Source organism: Streptomyces sp. SID13031, assembly GCF_010548305.1.
Taxonomy (GTDB): domain Bacteria; phylum Actinomycetota; class Actinomycetes; order Propionibacteriales; family Kribbellaceae; genus Kribbella.
Genome location: NZ_JAAGLV010000001.1, coordinates 130,789 through 148,198, shown reverse-complemented (window position 1 = coordinate 148,198; position 17,410 = coordinate 130,789). Strand labels below are relative to the sequence as shown.

Here is a 17,410-nt window from a genome sequence, read left to right as displayed (position 1 = left end):
GCGAGGTTACTCTTCCTGGTCGTCGGCGCCCGGGCGCTCGGCCCAGGGGGTTTCCTTGGCTGGGCGGACGACGATGAGTTTGTCGCCGGCGGCGAGGACCGAGACGGACGAGTCGTAGTACCGGTGGACCTTGCCGTCGCGGACTACGGAGACCACGCGGTCAGGGACCGACGACGGCGCCTTGCCGACCTCGCGGCCGAGGACCGGGCGTTCGGCGACCTCGAGGCCCTCGCCGTAGGTCAGCAGGTCCTCCATCACCTCGCCCAGGTTTGGGCTGACAGCGGACAGGCCGAGCAGCCGGCCGACTGCCTCGGACGAGGTGACGACGGCGTCCGCGCCGCTCTGCCGCAGCAGGGGGACGTTGTCCTCCTCGCGGACCGCGACGACGATGTGCGCGTTCGGGTTGAGCTGGCGGACGGCGAGGGTGACGAGCACGGCGGAGTCGTCGCGATCGGTGGTGACGATCACCTCGCGGGCGGTCATCACCTCCGCGCGGCGCAGTACCGTGCGGTTCGTCGCGTCGCCGTGGAAGGCGGCCATCTGATCGTTGCCCGCGTCACCGATCGCCGTCGCGCGTGGATCGATCACGACGATGTCGGTGCGCTTGACGCCGTTGCTGATCAGGGTCTGCACCGCCGAGCGGCCTTTGGTGCCGTAGCCGACGACAACAACATGGTCCTTCATGCGCTTCCTCCATCGCGAGTCGCGCATGATGCGGCGACCTTCGTTCGCCAGGACTTCCAGAGTCGTGCCGACCAGCACCACCAGGAACGCGATCCGCAGCGGCGTGACGATGAAGGCGTTCACCAGCCGGGCGGTCGGCGTCACGGGTGTGATGTCGCCGTACCCGGTCGTGGTGAGCGTGACGGTCGCGTAGTAGATGCTGTCGATGAAACCGACCTGGCCGTCATAGGTGTCCCTGTAGCCGTCACGGTCCACCAGCACGATGAGCACCATCAGCACCAGTAGGCCGAGTGCGATCAGCAGCCGCCGAGACAACTCCACTGCCGGCGAGCGGGTGCTCGCGGGCAGGTTGACGAGAAGGCCGTGCGGGTTACGACCGGGCAGGGATGGCACGCGTCTGACGATAGGGCACCGACGGCCGTTCCACCGCATGCGACAGGCTCTGGTCGGACAGCGCGACGGTCACCATCAGATGGCCGCTATCCTGCACCACCCTGGTCCGCATCCGCAGGCCCTCGACGGTCCGCAGCATCGCGTCGTTCTCCGGCTGCACCATGCAGACCACGCGGTCAGCACCGAGGTCCCGCGCCTCCTGGATCACCCTGCGCAGCAGCTGCGAGCCCAGGCCGTGCCGCTGCCAGCCATCCTCGACCAGTACTGCGATCTCCATCGCCGTGCCGCCCAGCTCGTCCCAGGGGGCGGCCGTGGCCATCCCGACGACGGCCTCACCGGCTGCGGCGACGATGGAGACACCACCGGCGGGCGCGGACAGGTGGCGCGCAGTACGGGCAGTCAGCTTCGGCATGGGGACGTGGTACCGCCTGGTGCGGCTCTCGTACGAGCACCGGTCATGCATGGCGACTACTGCGTCAGCATCCTCGACACTGGCCTTGCGCAACTCCGGTACTGCGCTGCCTGGCCGAGGCGGCTCCTGGACCGGGCCGACCTCCCGCTCAGCCAGTCGGCCGGCGATCTCGACCAGTACGTCCGCACGCGCCCACTCGGCCGGGGTGTACTCGTCGAACCCCTGCAGGCTCTCCAGCTCCTCATCCACCGACAGCGGGTCGTCGATGAGTCGCAGTATCGCGCGCAGGTACCGGGTCGGGCCGTCGTGGAGGACATCGGCCTGGCACGGGCGCACCGTAGTACTGGTGCAGCCGGCTTCGGTGACCAGGGCGGTGAGGTTCTCCGCGGTCCAGCCGACGCCGGTGGAGACGACGAGCTCGTCGACAGCGCCGGACTCGGCGGTGAAGACCTCCAGGCTCAGAATGTTGATCTCGTCCGCACCACAGCGTGCGGCGAGCTCTGCCAGCGCACCGGGCCGGTCAGCGAGTTCAGTCCTGATCTTCCAGAGCATGGGTGACGCCCTCCCTCGTGGAAACGTTCTTCCACTGTGCGCGGGAGGTGTTGCCACCCCGGGTCCGCCGTGTTACACCGACGTCAACCCTTAGTTGCGTCCATCACTTTCGGCCCTTACTTGCGGCGCCGCACCTTGGGCAGCCGGTCGGTCAGCTTCGGCTTGCTCGCGGCGAGCGCGAGAGCGTTCTCCCGGCGATCCAGGTCGGCGTGCCGCAGCAATTCCGGGTACGCCGACTGCGGCACCGTCGGATAGGTGGTGACGATCGCATCCCCGCTGAAAACGAAGAAGACCGACTGCCCGTCCTTGATCACCTTGAGCAGTGAGCCGTCCCGCACGGTCAGCGCGTGCTCGATCGCCTTCTTCCGCGCGTTCCGCTTCGCCAGCGCCGCCTGGAGCGCCTGCTGCGCCGGTTCTCGGCCGTGCTTGACGGCCTCGAACGCCATCGGCCCGTACCGCACGCCGTACTTCACCACGTTCTTGGCCAACCGGCCTTTTCCACCCGCCATATCTCGACTGTACTGACTGCGCCGGGTCGGAATGCGGAGTTGGGGGCGGTCAGGCACGATGGGCGGGTGACCGTTCCTACCCCGCGCCGGCCGATCCTGCCGGGTGCCAAGTTGTTCGAGTCGCTGCCTGGCGCGCACGATCCGGCCGCGGTGGCCGAGGTGGCGCACCGGACGGCGGAGCTGCTCGTGCGTGGCGCACGGTCCAGCGAGGACGCCGAGGTGATCGCGCGGGTGGTCAAACTGGCCGACGACTACGGTCTCGACGAGCTGGCGGATCTGTGGTCCGACTCGCCGGCGGACTCGCTGCCCGGCACCCTTTGGCGGCTCTATCTGCTCCGCTCCTGGGTGCACGGCAACGCCGAAGAGGTCTCCCGCGAGTACGCGACCGGCCGCGAGTACGCCGAGGTACACGCTGTGGTGGCCGGCGTCGCCGACCCGCCCGGCCCGACCGAGGTGCGGGACATGGTCGACGCCGTACTACGGGGTGTCGCCACCGGCGATTTCGCGACCACCCTGGATCGCGCAGCCGCCTTCGCGCGGATCGTCGCGACCGGCCGGGCGCACCTGGCCGACGACACCCACGACCTGGTCCGGTCGGCCTCCCGGCTGGTCGAGATGGCCGACCAGCTGCAGACCGCCGCGCGGGCCGAACGCGTCGGCCAACTCTGGTAGTTCGCCGCGATTTACGTTGCGGTACTTGCGCCCGAACTAGCAAGGTGGTATCAGGCAACCGATGCGTGAGAAGTCAACAGGACAAGGGGTTTGCCCACCGGTTACACTGATGAAGGTGTCGGGCCGCGGTAGCCCCGGGTCCCAAATATAGCCGCTTCGAGCGGCCTCGCGCCGTGAGGCGCTTCCCGGTCCGGCACCAACAATCCTTGTTACCCGGTCAGCATTCTGCGCTGTCCGGTTTTTTTGCGTTGTTATCTTTCCGTGACCTCGAGCGTTAACTTTTCGCGCCGGTTTACGCCTGACAGGCCGGGTGACTTCGCAAGGTCCATCCAAGCGATGGTTTTAAGCAAACGACATCAGCTTGCCTCCCGGCGATCGCCACTGATAGGGAGGTTGTTGCGGAGGTGGGGCCGTGTCCGAAGCTGTTAATCCTGGGGACCGAAACAAGGAGAAATTCCCAGTGCGGAAAGCCCTAGCCGCCTTGGCGTTCGTCGCCGTAATCGCAACACTCACCGTAGTACTCCGACCCTCGGGCGTGACGCTGCCGCCCGCCGACGCAAAGGTCCCGCTGTCCGTACGGGTGGCCGGGAACCAGCTCGTCGACCAGACCGGCGCCAAAGTGCAGTTGCGCGGCGTCAACCACTCCGGCGCGCAGTACGCCTGCGCCGAAGGCACGGGGCTGTTCGACGCCCCCGCCACCGACGCGACCATCGCGGCCATGAAGGCCTGGGGCGTCACCGCGGTACGTGTGCCCCTGAACGAGACCTGCTGGCTGGGCAGTACCCAGATCAGGCCCGGCATGCGCGGCTCGACGTACCGGCACGCGATCGCCGCCTGGGTCAACAAGCTGACCACCGCCGGCCTGCCGGTGATCGTGGACGCGCACTGGACCCAGGTCGACACGAAGAAGGCGACCAACCAGCGCATCATGCCCACGAGGGCATTCGCGCCGCTGTACTGGCGCTCGGTGGCCGCCACGTTCAAGAACAACCCCGCGGTCATGTTCGACCTGTTCAACGAGCCGTACCCGGACGACAACCAGGACACCACGGCCGCCTGGAAGTGTGTCCGCGACGGCGGCGCCTGCGGCGGTACCGGGTTCGTCACGGCCGGCATGCAGGAACTCGTGCTCGCCGTGCGGTCCAGCGGCGCCAAGAACGTCATCCTGGTGCCCGGCCCGGAGTACGCCGGTTCGCTGACTCGCTGGCTGGAGTTCAAGCCGGTCGACCCGGCCAACCAACTGGTCGCGTCGGTGCACATCTACGGGCAGCCGCTCGGCTCACCGTACGACGATCCGAAACGCTGGCCCGAGATCGACAAGGTGGCCGCGAAGGTACCGGTCGTGATCGGCGAGATGGGTGACAGCGACTGCAGCCACAAGTTCAGCGACAAGCTCACCAAGTGGGCCGACACCCGCGGCATCTCGTACCTCGCCTGGGGCTGGGTGGTCAGCGACTGTGCCGACGAGCCCTCCCTCCTGAAGGACTACAAGGGCACGCCGTCAGGCTTCGGCGTGGGCATCAAGGCAGGCCTGCAGAAGAAGCGCTGACCCCCGCTCCCTCGACCGGATCTCGGGGTCCGGTCGGGGGAATCCCCCTGTCGCTCCAGCCTTCTCGAGAGCAGACTCGTTGCATTACCGGACGGCTCTGGGGGGCCGCTGATCAGCTAGGGAGACCGATCGGCATGGAGGGACAGACGACTGTCGTGCGTGCGGACGACTTGGTTCGCACATACGGCGAGGGGGACACCGCCGTCAACGCGTTGCGCGGGGTCGGGGTGGAGATCACGGCCGGGCAGCTGACGGCCGTGATGGGACCGTCCGGCTCCGGCAAGTCGACGCTGATGCACATCCTGGCGGGGCTGGACAAGCCGACCTCGGGGTCGGTGCAGATCGGCGGCACCGAGATCACCACCCTCGGCGACGACGACCTGACCAAGCTGCGCCGCAAGCACATCGGCTTCATCTTCCAGTTCTTCAACCTGCTGCCGATGCTGACCGCGCGCGACAACATCGTGCTCCCGTTGACGATCGCCGGCCAGAAACCGGATCCGGCGTACTTCGACGAGCTGGTCGCCCGGGTCGGACTGACCGACCGGCTCACGCACCGCCCGGCCGAGCTGTCCGGCGGTCAGCAGCAGCGCGTCGCGATCGCCCGTGCCCTCGTCTCCCGGCCGACGGTGATCTTCGCCGACGAGCCGACCGGCAACCTCGACTCGCGGACGAGCAACGAGATCCTGCAGCTGATGCGTGGTTCGGTCGACGAGTACGGGCAGACGACGGTGATGGTGACCCATGACGCCAAGGCGGCCGCGATGGCCGACCGGGTGCTCTACCTGGCCGACGGCGAGATCGTGAAGGAGACCGGCCGGACCGACCAGCACGAGATCCTGCAGATCATCGACTCACTGGATCTGCAGTGATCGGCTTCGCGCTGCGCGGCCTGCTCAGCCGCAAGCTGCGCACGGCGCTGACCGCGATCGGCGTCGTCCTCGGGGTGGCGCTGGTTTCAGGCACTTTCGTGCTGACCGACTCGATCTCCTCCGCCTTCGACTCGATCTTCTCCGAGAACTACAAGAACACCGACGCGGCGATCACGGGCAAGCCGGCGTTCGACGTACCGGATGACGGGACCGCGCCGGCCCCGCCGTTCGACGAGTCGCTGCTGGCGAAGATCTCTGTACTCCCTGAGGTCGGCGTGGCCGGCGGTGCGGTCGCGGGCGAGGCGCAGCTGATCGGCAAGGACGGCAAGGCGGCCGTCTTCGGCGGTGCGCCAAACCTCGGCTTCAGCATCGATCCGGACCGGCCGGAGTTCAACACGCTCGCGCTGGTGAAGGGCGAGTGGCCGGCCGCGGACCAGGTCGTGATCGACACCCAGACCGCCTCGAAGAAGGGCTTCTCCCCCGGCGACACGATCGGTGTCCAGGCGCGTGGCGAGGTGCAGCCGATGCGGATCTCCGGGCTGGTCGAGTTCGGCGCGGTGTCGTCGATCGGTGGCGCGACGCTGGCCGGCTTCCAGTTGCCGACCGCGCAGCGGCTGTTCGACAAGCCGGGCAAGCTGGACCAGATCCTGTTGAAGGCCAAGAGCGGTACGTCGCCTCAGCAGCTCATCGATGCCGTCCAGAAGGTTTTGCCGGCAGGCACTCAAGTGCGTTCCGCCGAGGATCAGGCCGCGCAGGACGCGGCCGGGACGAGCGGCTTCCTCACCTTCTTCCGGACCTTCCTGCTCGTGTTCGGCGGGATCGCACTGTTCGTCGGATCGTTCGTGATCGCGAACTCGCTGTCGATCACGATCGCGCAGCGGACCCGCGAGTTCGCCACCCTGCGCACGCTCGGCGCCTCCCGGCGTCAGGTGCTGAACACCGTGGTGCTCGAAGCGCTCCTGACCGGCGTGGTGGCCGCGGTGGCCGGGCTGTTCCTCGGCCTCGGGATCGCGACCGGATTGTTCAAGATCTTCGATGCGGCAGGGCTGACGCTGCCCAACAACGGCTTGGTGTTCCGCAGCCGTACCGTCATCGTCGCGCTGGCCGTCGGCATTCTGGTGACCTTGCTGGCCAGCCTACGTCCGGCGTGGCGAGCCACTCGGGTGCCGCCGATCGCGGCCGTTCGCGAGGGGGCGAAGCTGCCGCCAGGACGCTTCCAGCGGTACCGCGCACTCGGTGCCGCGTTGCTGACGCTGGTCGGGGTCGCGCTCGTGCTGGCCGGGTTGTTCGTCGACGGGCTGAGCACGGGAACTCTGCTGACCTTGCTGGCGGTCGGAGTACTGCTGATCTTCGTCGGAATCGCCTTGTTCGCCGCGCGATTGGTCCGTCCGCTGGCAGCTGCTTCCGATCCCGTTGCGCGGGGGTCGGTACTCGTTCTGACCATCCTTGCCTGGCCGCTTTTCTCCTTGCCCTATTGGCTTCTGCGGCGCGGGTACTGGGGTCCGGGCTCCGGCGTCAAGCGGGTCGGCGGGTTCGTACTGGGCGCAGTACTGAATCCGGTGCTGCTCGTGGTCGTCAGTGCGATGGCCTTGAGACGACGCGTGAGCTCGTGGCAACCCGAGTGGCCGGCGGAGTTCCCCGGCGTACTGACTGATCGCCCGGCCACTGGTATCGGCGGGCAGAACAGCCGGCGCGATCCGCACCGGACCGCCTCGACGGCTGCCGCGCTGATGATCGGTCTGGCACTGGTCACGCTGGTGGCGACGCTGGGCGCGGGCATCATCAAGCCGTTCGAGGACGCCGTCGACAAGATCTTCAGCGGTGACTACGCGGTCGCGGCCCAGAACAACTTCAGCCCGCTGCCGCCGACTGTCGCGGCCGCGGTCGCGAAGGTGCCCGGGGTCGAGGCGGCGTCGAGTGTGCGCGCCGGGCAGGGCAAGGCGTTCGACGAGACGATCCCGATCACGGCGGTCGACAGTCAGGCGCCGACCGTGCTCAGCTTCGACTGGAAGAGCGGCTCGCAGGAAACGTTGGGCACGTTGGGCACCGACGGAGCGATCGTCGACGACGAGTACGCCACCAAGCACAACCTGCAGGTCGGCTCGCAGTTCGCGATGACCTCTGTCACGGGCCGCACCCTGCAGCTGACCGTGCGGGGCATCTTCACGCCGCCGGCCGGTGGTTCGCCGTTCGGCCAGGTGACGATCTCGACGGCGACCTTCGACGCGGCGAACCCGCAGCCGTTGAACATCTTCACCTTCCTCAAGCTGGACGGCGGCGTCACGGCCGCGAACACGGCGGCGCTCGATTCCGCGCTGTCCAGCTTCCCGAACGCCAAGGCGCAGACCCGGGAGCAGTTCAAGGCGGCCCAGTCGGACGGCATCAAGAGCCTGCTGAACGTGCTCTACGTGCTGCTCGCGCTGTCGGTGCTGGTCAGCCTGTTCGGCATCGTCAACACGCTGGTGCTGACCGTGTTCGAGCGGACCCGCGAGCTCGGCATGCTCCGCGCGATCGGCCTGACCCGGCGACAGGTGAAACGGATGATCCGCCACGAGAGCGTGATCACCGCTCTGATCGGCGCGGTGATCGGCATCCTGCTCGGCCTCGGCCTGGCCTCCCTCCTGGCCGCCCGGCTGGACGAGGTGAGCTTCGCCGTACCGACCGGCCAGCTGGTCATCTTCGCCATCGTCTCGGTCGTCGTCGGTATCTTCGCCGCCATCTGGCCGGCCCGCCGAGCGGCCCGCCTGAACCCCCTGGAGGCGCTGCAATACGAGTAGTTCACCACCGTAGGTGAGCGGGTGGCGACGGCGAGGGGTCATCAGTCGGCCTCTTGTCGGCTACCTTCGCGAGGGCCGGGGTATCCCTGAGCGGGGAAACCTTGGCGCCATCCGCCCCTACGAAAGGCTCACCCCTCATGCGCCGCCTCCCCCGCGCGCTACTTCCGCTTGCCCTCGCCGCCGGTCTGCTCGGCCAGACGCTGGTCGCTCTTCCGGCTGGTGCCGGTCGTGGCCGTGAGTTCGACATCCAGGCCCACCGCGGCGGTCTCGGGCTGACCGTGGAAAGCACGATCGCGTCCTTCGCGCACGGCCTCGAGATCGGCGTCAGCACACTCGAGCTCGACGTCCAGATCACCGAGGACGGCTACGCGGTCGTCACCCACGACCGCAAAGTCACCGGGTCGAAGTGCAAGGACACCGCGCCCTACACGCCCGGCGACGCGGAGTACCCGTACGTCGGCAAGTACATCAACACCTTGACGCTGAAGCAGGTCAAGCAGCTCGACTGTGGCTCGCTGCCGCAGTCCGGGTTCCCCGGCCAGACGCCCGACCCGGGTGCCCGGATGCCCGAGCTGCGCGAGGTCTTCGGCCTGGTCCACCGGTTCCAGGCGAACAAGGTGAAGCTGAACATCGAGACCAAGGTCGAGGCGGGCGCACCGGCCGAGACGGCGCCGCGCGAGCAGTTCGTCCAGGTGGTCGCGCAGGAGATCCGCAAGGCGCGGATCGGCCGGCAGGTGACGATCCAGAGCTTCGACTGGGGTTCGCTGATGCGGATGCGCCAGGTCGCGCCTGAGTTGCCGATCGTCGCGTTGACGAACTACGACTTCCTGCAGACCGGCCAGCCCGGCAAGTCGCCCTGGCTCGGCGGTCTCGACATCGACGACTTCGGTGGCGACCTGGTGCGGGCGGCCGACTCGTTCGGTGCCGACGCGATCTCGCCGGTGCACGGGTTCCCGCAGGACGGCAAGGTGAGCGATCCGGCGTACAAGCCGTATGTGACCACCGACATGGTCCGCTCGGCGCATCAGGTCGGTATCAAGGTGGTGCCGTGGACGATCGACGACCCGGCCACCATGCAGTCGCTGATCGACAAGGGTGTCGACGGGATCATCTCGGACTACCCCGACCGGGTACGTTCGGTCGCGCGCTCGAACGGCTTCCGGCTGCCGATCGCGTACGACGCCCCGGCGATCCGTGCACTGCCGTCGGCGCACGCGCACAACGACTACGAGCACCGGCGGCCACTGCAGGACGCTCTCGACCGTGGCTTCAACAGCGTCGAGGCGGACGTCTGGCTGATCGACGGTGAGCTCCGCGTCGCACATGACCTGGCGGACGCAGTACCGGGTCGCAACCTCGAGAGCCTGTACCTCGAGCCGCTGGCGCAGCGGGTCCGGGAGAACCGTGGCGAGGTCTATCGGCACGGTCGCGAATTCCAGTTGCTGATCGACATCAAGAGCGACGGGCCGTCGACGTACGCGGCGATCGACAAGGCCTTGCGGAAGTACCGGGGCATCAGCACCGTCTTCGCGAACGGCCGCACGTACCGCGGCGCCCTCACCTCGGTGATCAGCGGCAACCGCCCGCTCGACGTACTGAAGGCACAGAAGGTCCGGTACGCCGGGTACGACGGGCGGCTCGCCGACCTCAACTCGAAGCTGCCCGCGTCGCTGATGCCGCTGGTGAGCGACAACTGGTCGAACAACTTCACCTGGCGCGGTATCGGCCCGTTCCCGGTGAGCGAGCGCGCCAAGCTGCACGAGATCGTCACCACCGCCCACCACGCCGGCTACCGGGTCCGCTTCTGGGAGACGCCTGACACTCCCGGCGCCGCCCGCGAAGCCGTCTGGTCAGAACTGACCGCCGCCGGTGTCGACCACCTCAACACCGACGACCTGCACGGTCTGGAGGATTTTCTCCGCTAGAGCTCAGTCGACCACTGCGGTCAGGGTGACGATGTCGAAGCCGTCTCTGAGGGCTTGACGTTGCTTTACGGAGCCGTTGCCTTCACGGAGGACTCGCTGGACGGTCTCGGCCACCATGTCGGCATCGTCCAGCTCCTGGAGAGCCGGTGAGACATGCCTTTGCAGCAAGCCGAGTAGCTCGCTCATGGGGACCGGCCGTGCCTTCAGGACCTCCAGGCCCTTGCCGGTGATGCCGTCGCGTGCTGCGAGCCAGTACGCCGCTCGTAGTACCTCGGGCTCGAGCTTTGGACCTGGGCCGCCGTCCGCCAGCGCGGTCATCACCAGCGCGCGGACGAGCGTGGCGTACAGCACCGTCTCGTCGACGGTCAGCGGCACGTCGCTGACGCGGACCTCGACGGTCGGCAGGTGGCTGGACGGGCGGACGTCCCAATAGACCATCCGCTCATCCATGATGCTGTCCGTCGCGATCTGCATGGCGACCAGCGCGTCGTAGTGCTCGGCCGACTCGAAGTACGGCGGTGGACCCGAGCACGGCCAGCGCGCCAACATGATCGAGCGCCAACTGGCGAACCCGGTGTCCTTGCCCAGATAGACCGCGCTGTTGGCCGTCAGGGCCAGCAGCGCCGGCAGCCACGGCCGCAGGTGGTTACTGACCCTGACAGCAGCTTCCTTGTCCGGTACGTCGATGTGCACGTGGCACCCACATACGGCCTGCTCACGGGCCAGCAGCCCGTAGCGGGCCTCCATCTCCTCGTACCGCGGCTTCCTGGTGATCAGCTGAGCCGCCACGCCACCAGGGGGCGCGGCAATCGCCAGCAACTGCGCGCCCTCCTCCGCTGCGGCCTCTGCCAGCTTGGACCGCGCCCAGGTCAGTTGCACTCGCAGTTCATCAGCCGTTTGACACACAGGCGAGTTGATCTCGACCTGCGCCTGGGTGAGCTCCAACTCGACGTCTATGCCGTCGGTCCCCGCGGCGACGGCCTTACTGCGGGGCACAGGCGCGCCGCTGGCCGAGACCAGCAGCAACTCCTCCTCGACGCCCATGGACGGGTGGCTCAAGGCTTCTCCTCTATCGCTTTGTCTTCGACGTACCCGGCCACGGAATTGCGGAAACGCTCAGTGCCCTAAGCTCTGCCGGGTGAGTCTGCCGATCGTCACTGCCACCAGGTACGTGTTGCCGTTGCGCGAGGGTGGCTCGCTGCCTGGTGTTGTCGAGGGCAACGATCTCGGGACCTACGTGATCAAGTTCCACGGCGCCGGCCAGGGTCCGAAGGCGCTGGTCGCCGAGATCATCGTCGGCGAGCTGTTCCGCCGGCTCGGCCTGCGGGTGCCCGAGCTGAAGCTGATCGAGCTCGACCCGGTGATCGGCAAGTCCGAGCCCGATGAGGAGATCCAGGACCTCATCATGCGCAGCGCCGGCCTGAACCTCGCCGTCGACTTCCTGCCCGGCTCCTTCGGCTATGACGGGTCCAGCGGCAAGCCCGACGAGGCCACCCAGGCCAAGATCCTCTGGCTCGACGCGTACGTCACCAACGTGGACCGCTCCTGGCGCAACACGAACCTGCTCGTCTGGCACAAGCAACTCTGGCTGATCGACCACGGAGCAGCGTTGTACTTCCACCACTCCTGGATGTCCGCCGAGAAGTTCACCGGGCTCGCGTACGACGCCCAGGATCACGTGTTCCGCGACGTTGCGCCCGCAGTACCGGCCGTGGATGCCGAGCTTGCGGCGGCGATCACCCCTGAACTGCTGACCGAGGTGATCGCGCTGGTGCCCGACGAGTGGATCGCCCCTGGTGACCGCGAGCGGTACCTGGGCCATCTGACCGCCAGACTCGCCGACCGGTCCGCGTGGCTGCCGGGTGGTGCGCGGTGAACCTGGTGCCCTTCGACTACGTCATCCTGCGCGCGGCACCCCGCATCCACCGCGGCGAGTTCGTCAACGTCGGCGCGGTGCTCTACTGCCGGTCACTGGACTTCCTGGGCGCCTCCTGGGACGTCGACCCGCTCCGGTTGCGTGCCCTCGACCCAGCGGTCGACGTGGACGTCGTCTGCGCATCGCTGGAGCACATCCGCGCGATCTGCGCGGGCGACCCGGAGGGCGGGCCGGCAGCAGCCACCAGGATCAGCGAGCGCTTCCGCTGGCTCGCCGCACCCCGCAGTACGGTCGTCCACCCCAGCCCGATCCACAGTGGACTCACCAACGACCCCACTGCGGACCTGGACCGACTGGTCGACGCCTTCGTCCGCTGATGTTCAGTTCTTAGCCGAGTGCTGCCGACACCACATCGCGGGCCTCGGCGAAGACCTCGGCGAGGTGCTCTTCGCCCTTGAAGGACTCTCCGTAGATCTTGTAGAGGTCCTCAGTGCCGGACGGCCGTGCGGCGAACCATGCAGACTCGGTCGTGACCTTCAGCCCACCGATCGCGGCACCGTTGCCGGGCGCGCTCGTCAGCCGGTCGAGGATCGGCTCACCCGCCAGTTCGGTCGCGGTCACCGCGTCGGCCGAGAGCGCGGCCAGCTTGGCCTTCTGCTCGCGACTGGCCGGCGCGTCCACCCTGCTGTATGCCGAGGCGCCGAACTTCGACACCAGCTTGGCGTGCGCCTGCGAGGGGGTCTCCCCCGTCACCGCGGTGATCTCGCTGGCCAGCAGCGCGAGCAGGATGCCGTCCTTGTCCGTCGTCCAGACCGTGCCGTCGAAGCGCAGGAAGCTCGCGCCCGCGGACTCCTCACCGCCGAAGCCGACCGAGCCGTCGATCAGACCGGGCACGAACCACTTGAAGCCGACCGGCACCTCCCAGAGCCGGCGGCCGAGGTCACCGACCACGCGATCGATCAGCGTCGACGAGACCAGCGTCTTGCCGACCGCGACCTCGGGACCCCACTGCCGGTTCGCGAACAGGTAGGAGATCGCCGCGGCGAGGTAGTGGTTCGGGTTCATCAGGCCGGCGTCGGGCGTGACGATGCCGTGCCGGTCGGAGTCGGCGTCGTTGCCCGTCGCGACGTCGTACCGGTCCTTCTGGGCGACCAGCGAGGCCATCGCGTACGGCGACGAGCAGTCCATCCGGATCTTGCCGTCGTGGTCCAGCGTCATGAACGACCAGGCCGGGTCGATCCGCGGGTTCACCACGGTCAGGTCGAGCCGGTGCCGCTCGGCGATCGCGGCCCAGTAGTCCACGCTCGCGCCACCGAGCGGGTCGGCGCCGATCCGGACACCGGCCGACCGGATCGCGTCCAGGTTGAGCACCGACGGCAGGTCGTCGACGTAGTGACCGAGGAAGTCGTACTCGCCCGCCTGCGCCCGCGCCGCCTCGAACTGGGTCCGGCGTACTTCGCGGTTGCCGCTGGCGATCAGCTCGTTGGCCCGGGCAGCGATCCAGCCGGTCGCGTCCGAGTCGGCTGGGCCACCGTGCGGCGGGTTGTACTTGATCCCGCCGTCGCGCGGCGGGTTGTGGCTCGGCGTGATGACGATGCCGTCGGCACCCGCGCCCGCACCGCGATTGAGCCGCAGGATCGCGTGCGAGACAGCCGGGGTCGGCGTCAGCCCGTCAGCGCTGTCCACCAGGGTCTGCACGCCGTTGCCGGCCAGCACCTCTAGTACGGTCCGCCACGCGGGCTCCGAGAGGCCGTGGCTGTCCCTGCCGACCAGGAGCGGCCCAGACGTCCCCTCCCCGGCGCGGTACTCACAGATGGCTTGGGTGATGGCCAGGATGTGTGCCTCGTTGAAGGCGCCGTCAAGGGACGAGCCACGGTGGCCTGACGTACCGAAGACGACCTTCTGGGCGGGGTTCTCGACGTCCGGCGTGATCCCCTCGTACGCCGCGAGCAGCGCGTCGACGTCGACGAGATCCTCGGGCTGAGCGGGCTGGCCTGCGCGTGGGTGCATGTGCACATGCAACAAGCCTTCGGCGCGGATCACAACTCCACCCGTGGCGCGTCTCGTGTCTCGGTTCGGCCGCCGCTAGCTCGGGAAGGGCGTCAGGAGCTGATCTACCGGCGCGTAGTCATCGGTGAGCAACGGGGCGTCACCGATGAGCTGCTTCAGCGCGGTCGGGTCGTCGATGAGCCCGGCCGTCGCGCCCAGGCGCTGGCGGATCGAAGTACCGGGTAGTGGCTGGTCAGCGCCGACCAGGACGAAGTTGCCACCCTCTCGGCCGGCCAGCGCGGACGGCTTCGCGATCAGTCCGACGTACGGGAATTCCGCCGCGATCGTGCGGAGTTCGGCCTTGAGGAACGCTTGCGGACCGAAGTCGATGACGTTCACGAGATACAGGCCGTCCGGCTTGAGCACCCGGCGCAGATCGGCGACGATCTCCCGCGTCGTCAGGTGCCACGGCACGGCGACTCCGCCGAAGGCATCCATCACGACCAGATCCCGGCTGTCGGCCGGCTCGGACCGTACGCCGAGCCGCCCGTCGCGGATCTGCAGGTCGAGGTCGGGCCCCGGCCGGGCGCCCAGCTGGGCTTTGTCGAGCTCGATCACGCCGGGGTCGATCTCGTAGACCTTGTTCTTGGTCCCTGGCTTGGTCGCGGCCAGGTAGTGCGGGATCGTGAGCCCGCCGCCACCGATGTGCAGCGCCTCCAGGGGAGACTTGTCCGGCCAGCGGGTTCCGATCACCGTCGCGAAGTTCTTCGCGTACCCGAACTCGAGGTAGGTCGGGTCGTCGAGGTCGACGTAGGAATGGCGGAGCTGGTCCAGGTAGAGGGTGCGACCGCTCGCCCGCGCCGGGTCCTTCTCGATCCGCGCGCAGTGATAGGCCGTCTCGACCTCACACGGCCGCGGCGCGACCAGGGTCAGGCCGGTGCCGACCAGGGCCAGCGCGAGCGGCTTGGCCGCAGCCTTCAGACCCCGGAAGAAGATCGTCAGGGCCGCGCCCGCGAGGACCAGCAGCCCACCCAGGCACAACACGATCGTGCTCGTCGGAACCTTGGCCACGAACACGAACCCGGTCAGCACCGTGCCCGCGATCGCACCGACGGTCGCGTACGCGGACAACCGGCCGACGACCGTGCCCGTCTGGGTCAGCGTCGACAGCCTGAGCTTGGTCACCATCGGCGTCACCCCGGCCAGCAGCGAGGCCGGCAAGAACAGCGCGACGGCGACGGCCAGGAAGACAACCTCGCTGCCGCCACCACGCAACGCCTCGCCCGTCCAGCGCACCACCGGCAGGATCAGCAGCACCAGCGCACCGGCGACCAGGACCATCGGCCCGAGCGATCGGGTGGGCGGCACGCTGTCGGCAATCCGGCCACCCATCGCGGCACCCGTGGCGATGGCCGCCAGGGCGACACCGATGACCGCGGTGTTGGTCTCCAGCGTCAGCCCCAGGTACGGCGCGACCAGGCGCAGTGCCACCAGTTCGAGCACCATCACGGCGGCAGAGCTGCCGAACGACAAGGCGATCGCGACCTTGTCGTTGATCGTCTTGCCGTCGCTCATCGTCTTGCCGTCGTCGATCGTCTTGACGGGCGCATTGCCGGCGGTCTCATCCACCGCGCCACCCTATCGGCGTCGAGCGGCACTGGACCGCAGTACAGGTGGATGCCCCGCCGGTCACTGCCGATCAGCGACGTGCTGGACGAGTGGGCGACGACCGCGCCGGCCCTGAAGAAGCTACCGCAGACCAAGGTCGACCTGATCGACTGATTCGTCCGGATTGCCTTGTGGATAAAGGCAAATCGCGGCTTCGAGGCTCGTACCTTCTCTGGCATGAGCAAACGAATCGTCAACCACTGCGCCGACCTGATCAACTCCTCCGGACCGCTGACCCCGGACGAGCTCGGGCCATCCGTGCTGGCCGCGGGCCTGACCAAATCCGGCAACCCAGCAGTCGTCGTCCGTACTGCGCTGCGCCAGTCGCCCGTGATGGTGCAGCTGGCCGACGGGCGGTTCGACAGCGCCCGCCGGATGCTCGACGGCGCGGCCCTCACCCATCGGGTCCGGTATGCCACGAAGGGCCGGCAAGTTCTCTTCGCCGGACCGGAGCTGGCGATGCTCGACCAACTGCTGGTGCATGAAGGTTCATTGGCCCTGTCGATGGGTGGCGCGGTCACTTCGTCCACGGGCGAGTTCGGCGGCTGGTGTGGTCCACCCGACTGGCTTCCTGACGTCCAAGCCGACTCGCTACTCGCCTTCCGGCTTCGGAACGGCCGACTGTCGGTCGAGACGGTGCTCGACGAGCCCTCCCCTTCGAGCCCCGGGGTCGAGCGGCTTCGGGTGGTGCTGAGGCGCCAGCTGAGATCCAGCGACGGGTTGAGCGAGTGGGAGAGCCAGCACACATTGGGCGTGCTGATGATCCGGGCGCTGACCGAGATCCCCGACTTGCTGGTCGATGAGCTGCTGCCACCGCTGGACGAGGTGCTGCAACTGGGCACCGAGCGATGGGGACGGGACTGGTCCGTCGAGTCGGTCGAGTCCGTCGGGTCGGTCGGGTCGGTCGGGTCGGTCGGGTCGGTCAACGAGGTTCGCGGCGGGCAACCGGTGGTGCTGGAGGACCTGCCCAGGGCGTTGATCTCGGTACTGCGGCGCGACGCCCGCAACCTCGGCGTCAGCCTCGGCGAGCTGACCACCTTGCTGCTGTCCGCCGCGACCTACCGAACCGCCCTGCCGTGCCGCCACGACGCTGAATCAGCCTGGCTCTCGCCTCCCACGACCGACCGTGGACTGGCTGCTGACCGGGGATCAGGCGCCGGCCTCGTCGAGTCGAGCTACCAATGACTTGGGGGCGACTTGGCGATAGGCGTCCTCGACGAGCCCGGCGAGGTGAGTCCAGTCGACGGCGGGCACGTCGAGGTAGACACCGAGCCAGCCGCGATGTCCGACGTATGGCGGCCGGAAGAAATGCTCCGGGTCGCTGGCGATCAGCGCTTGCTGGCTGCCTTCGGGAGCTGCGCACCACAAGCCCGTTCGGTCGTCGTGGTGCTGATCGGCGAACATCACGAACGTCTTCTTGTCCCGGACGAACCAGGTCGGTTCACCGTGACTCAGCCGTTCGGTGGTCTCGGGCAGCGCCAGACACAGGCCTCGCAACCGCTCCAGCGCGTCCATCTCTGTCTCCTCTGCTG

At 68.1% G+C, this 17,410-nt stretch carries 15 protein-coding genes; 8 read left to right on the top strand and 7 right to left on the bottom strand.

Going from position 1 to position 17,410, the window contains the following annotated elements; genetic code table 11:
• Positions 1-6: 6 nt before the first annotated feature.
• The 3 genes from G3I17_RS00675 to G3I17_RS00665 form a co-directional block, all read right to left on the bottom strand.
• Positions 7-1,077, bottom strand: a complete 1,071-nt coding sequence (locus G3I17_RS00675) for a potassium channel family protein (RefSeq protein ID WP_164592843.1) — start codon at positions 1,075-1,077, stop codon at positions 7-9.
• The gene (locus tag G3I17_RS00670) at positions 1,055-2,041 is read right to left on the bottom strand and encodes a GNAT family N-acetyltransferase (RefSeq protein WP_164592841.1); all 987 of its coding nucleotides are present in this window, start codon (positions 2,039-2,041) and stop codon (positions 1,055-1,057) included. The genes G3I17_RS00675 and G3I17_RS00670 overlap by 23 nt, the downstream gene beginning before the upstream one ends.
• Positions 2,042-2,157: 116 nt before the next feature.
• Positions 2,158-2,550: a hypothetical protein gene (locus tag G3I17_RS00665; protein ID WP_203589568.1), complete on the bottom strand. Its 393-nt coding sequence runs from the start codon at positions 2,548-2,550 to the stop codon at positions 2,158-2,160.
• Between the two features lie 66 nt (positions 2,551-2,616).
• Here G3I17_RS00665 and G3I17_RS00660 point away from each other — a divergent pair, with 66 nt between their 5' ends.
• The 5 genes from G3I17_RS00660 to G3I17_RS41945 all read left to right on the top strand — a co-directional run bounded on the left by G3I17_RS00660 (position 2,617) and on the right by G3I17_RS41945 (position 10,345).
• Positions 2,617-3,222 (top strand): hypothetical protein, encoded by a 606-nt coding sequence (locus tag G3I17_RS00660; protein ID WP_164592839.1) that lies wholly within the window; start codon positions 2,617-2,619, stop codon positions 3,220-3,222.
• A 460-nt stretch (positions 3,223-3,682) separates the two neighbouring features.
• Positions 3,683-4,771 (top strand): glycoside hydrolase family 5 protein, encoded by a 1,089-nt coding sequence (locus tag G3I17_RS00655; RefSeq protein ID WP_164592837.1) that lies wholly within the window; start codon positions 3,683-3,685, stop codon positions 4,769-4,771.
• 134 nt (positions 4,772-4,905) lie between these two features.
• Complete coding sequence (locus G3I17_RS00650) at positions 4,906-5,643, top strand: ABC transporter ATP-binding protein (protein WP_164592834.1); 738 nt, start codon at positions 4,906-4,908, stop codon at positions 5,641-5,643.
• Positions 5,640-8,420 (top strand): ABC transporter permease, encoded by a 2,781-nt coding sequence (locus tag G3I17_RS00645; protein WP_164592832.1) that lies wholly within the window; start codon positions 5,640-5,642, stop codon positions 8,418-8,420. Before G3I17_RS00650 ends, G3I17_RS00645 begins: the two co-directional genes overlap by 4 nt.
• A gap of 137 nt (positions 8,421-8,557) precedes the next feature.
• A complete protein-coding gene (locus tag G3I17_RS41945) occupies positions 8,558-10,345 on the top strand; it encodes a glycerophosphodiester phosphodiesterase family protein (RefSeq protein ID WP_164592830.1) in 1,788 nt (595 codons plus the stop codon).
• 3 nt (positions 10,346-10,348) lie between these two features.
• Here G3I17_RS41945 and G3I17_RS00635 read toward each other — a convergent pair whose 3' ends face one another.
• Positions 10,349-11,404 carry a glutamate--cysteine ligase gene (locus tag G3I17_RS00635; RefSeq protein WP_203589567.1) on the bottom strand — a complete coding sequence of 352 codons (1,056 nt, stop codon included), beginning with the start codon at positions 11,402-11,404 and terminating at the stop codon, positions 10,349-10,351.
• A 79-nt stretch (positions 11,405-11,483) separates the two neighbouring features.
• Between G3I17_RS00635 and G3I17_RS00630 the strand changes: the two genes are divergently transcribed.
• Both G3I17_RS00630 and G3I17_RS00625 read left to right on the top strand, forming a co-directional pair.
• Positions 11,484-12,221 (top strand): HipA family kinase, encoded by a 738-nt coding sequence (locus tag G3I17_RS00630; protein WP_164592828.1) that lies wholly within the window; start codon positions 11,484-11,486, stop codon positions 12,219-12,221.
• Positions 12,218-12,598 (top strand): DUF3037 domain-containing protein, encoded by a 381-nt coding sequence (locus G3I17_RS00625; protein WP_164592826.1) that lies wholly within the window; start codon positions 12,218-12,220, stop codon positions 12,596-12,598. The genes G3I17_RS00630 and G3I17_RS00625 overlap by 4 nt, the downstream gene beginning before the upstream one ends.
• A 10-nt stretch (positions 12,599-12,608) precedes the next feature.
• Here the strand turns inward: G3I17_RS00625 and pgm are convergent, their stop codons facing one another.
• Entirely contained in the window at positions 12,609-14,231 is a 1,623-nt protein-coding gene (gene pgm, locus G3I17_RS00620; RefSeq protein WP_164592824.1) for a phosphoglucomutase (alpha-D-glucose-1,6-bisphosphate-dependent), read from the bottom strand.
• Between the two features lie 75 nt (positions 14,232-14,306).
• On the bottom strand, positions 14,307-15,839 hold the full coding sequence (locus G3I17_RS00615; RefSeq protein WP_343238175.1) for a fused MFS/spermidine synthase: 1,533 nt from the start codon (positions 15,837-15,839) through the stop codon (positions 14,307-14,309).
• Between the two features lie 216 nt (positions 15,840-16,055).
• Here G3I17_RS00615 and G3I17_RS00610 point away from each other — a divergent pair, with 216 nt between their 5' ends.
• Positions 16,056-17,063 (top strand): hypothetical protein, encoded by a 1,008-nt coding sequence (locus G3I17_RS00610; RefSeq protein ID WP_164592822.1) that lies wholly within the window; start codon positions 16,056-16,058, stop codon positions 17,061-17,063.
• Here G3I17_RS00610 and G3I17_RS00605 read toward each other — a convergent pair.
• Entirely contained in the window at positions 17,028-17,393 is a 366-nt protein-coding gene (locus G3I17_RS00605) for an MmcQ/YjbR family DNA-binding protein (RefSeq protein WP_164592820.1), read from the bottom strand. The genes G3I17_RS00610 and G3I17_RS00605 overlap by 36 nt on opposite strands.
• Positions 17,394-17,410 lie beyond the last annotated feature (17 nt).

Excerpts from the sequence above, each read along its gene's own strand:
- G3I17_RS00670 (WP_164592841.1), bottom strand. The coding sequence starts at position 2,041 with ATGCTCTGGAAGATCAGGACTGAACTCGCTGACCGGCCCGGTGCGCTG.
- G3I17_RS00665 (WP_203589568.1), bottom strand. The coding sequence starts at position 2,550 with ATGGCGGGTGGAAAAGGCCGGTTGGCCAAGAACGTGGTGAAGTACGGC.
- G3I17_RS00650 (WP_164592834.1), top strand. The coding sequence starts at position 4,906 with ATGGAGGGACAGACGACTGTCGTGCGTGCGGACGACTTGGTTCGCACA.
- G3I17_RS41945 (WP_164592830.1), top strand. The coding sequence starts at position 8,558 with ATGCGCCGCCTCCCCCGCGCGCTACTTCCGCTTGCCCTCGCCGCCGGT.
- pgm (WP_164592824.1), bottom strand. The coding sequence starts at position 14,231 with ATGCACCCACGCGCAGGCCAGCCCGCTCAGCCCGAGGATCTCGTCGAC.
- G3I17_RS00610 (WP_164592822.1), top strand. The coding sequence starts at position 16,056 with ATGAGCAAACGAATCGTCAACCACTGCGCCGACCTGATCAACTCCTCC.
- G3I17_RS00605 (WP_164592820.1), bottom strand. The coding sequence starts at position 17,393 with ATGGACGCGCTGGAGCGGTTGCGAGGCCTGTGTCTGGCGCTGCCCGAG.